The 1,386-nt window shown below is 44.3% G+C and carries 2 protein-coding genes; both read right to left on the bottom strand.

Features of this window, described 5'->3' with window-relative positions; genetic code table 11:
• Positions 1-678: ATP-binding cassette domain-containing protein (locus tag A3762_RS12040; RefSeq protein WP_156493420.1), on the bottom strand; the 678-nt coding region annotated here is incomplete at its 3' end.
• Between the two features lie 25 nt (positions 679-703).
• Positions 704-1,123, bottom strand: coding sequence for a D-ribose pyranase (gene rbsD / locus A3762_RS12035; RefSeq protein ID WP_068755745.1), 420 nt, complete (start codon positions 1,121-1,123; stop codon positions 704-706).
• Between the last annotated feature and the right edge of the window lie 263 nt (positions 1,124-1,386).

The raw sequence follows: 1,386 nt of genomic DNA, 5'->3' as shown, positions 1-1,386 counted from the left end.
CACTAAAAGTTCCCGAATAAACTTGCCATCTCTTAGCACCGTAATGTCGTCGCACATTTCAAAGATCTCTTTAATCCTGTGCGAGATATACACAATGCCGCATTGCTGCGCGCGTAATTCATCAATGACTTTGAAAAGAGATTTGGTTTCTTTATCGGTAAGAGCATCCGTCGGTTCATCCATGATGATCACCTTGGACTCAAACGAGAGCGCTTTGGCGATTTCGACCATTTGCTGTTCGCCAAAACGCAAGGTGCCTAGCAAGGCTTTGGAACTGTATGGAACATTTAAACGCGCCAAGAGCTGATCGGCATGTTCAAACATTTTCTTCCATTGAATTTTGCCAAAGGCATTGGTCGGTTCGCGTCCTAAGAATATGTTTTCGGCGATGGTTAGCTCGGGAACGAGATTCAATTCTTGATGGATAATACTGATCCCCACTTCTTGCGATTCACGTGGACCAGAGAAAGAAACCGTTTCGCCTTGATAATGAACGCTCCCACCGTCAGAGCTGTAGATGCCAGTTAGCACTTTCATCATTGTGCTTTTTCCTGCGCCGTTTTCACCCATTAAGGCCATCACCCGCCCGGGGTAAACACTCAAACAAGCTTTATCTAAAGCTTTCACTCCAGGGAAAGACTTCTCAATATCTTTCAGTTGTAAAATAGCCTCAGTCATCATCCCATCCCTAAGAGCGCTGCACTCAAAACACAACGCCTGATTGAAATATGACATTGGCATATGGGCTGCACTCGCCCGTCCGAACGACCGCTAAACTATCGCAACTTATGTCTTTGAACTCCTCATGACTAACATAATGACGAGAAATATCAGCGCCTTGATCACGCTCTGCATCATCAAGTAAGCCTTCCAAAATCTGGTGGGCAGAAGGGTTATGCTCTTTTATTTCATGCGCGATGAACACCGCCTCGACTTGCAGTTCCGATAGAACCGTTCGCACTGTATCCTCAAAGCTCGGTACGCCATGCGTTAATGCCAAATCGATACGTTCTACGTCATCAGGGATCGGTAAACCGGCATCGGCTATCGTCATTTCATCACCATGTCCCATACTGGCAATGAGATGTGAAACGTCAGAGTTAAGAAGAGCGCCTTTCTTCATTATGTTTTCCCAAGCAAGCTTTTTTGCGCCCTTAAGCGTAGTCGTTAGTTTTTGTATTGCTTAGCTCTTACGTAAAAATTTGTTTGAGAGAATTTTCGAGAGAGTTACAAACGAAAGATCCTTAAAACAACGAAACATATTTCATCTTTAATTCGCACCTCAGCTGACTTATTCTAGGACGCTATAACAAAACAAAAGTCTATCAAGGTGATTTATGTCGTATTTTCGCTCTCTTAGTGTTCGCTCAGTTCGGGCTCTATGCC

Source organism: Oleiphilus sp. HI0125 (assembly GCF_001635355.1).
The sequence above is the reverse complement of the archived record's forward strand: the minus strand, read 5'-3'. Positions and strand labels throughout refer to the sequence as shown.

Bases quoted from the DNA above. Each gene is read 5' to 3' on its own strand.
- rbsD (WP_068755745.1), bottom strand. From the start codon at position 1,123: ATGAAGAAAGGCGCTCTTCTTAACTCTGACGTTTCACATCTCATTGCC.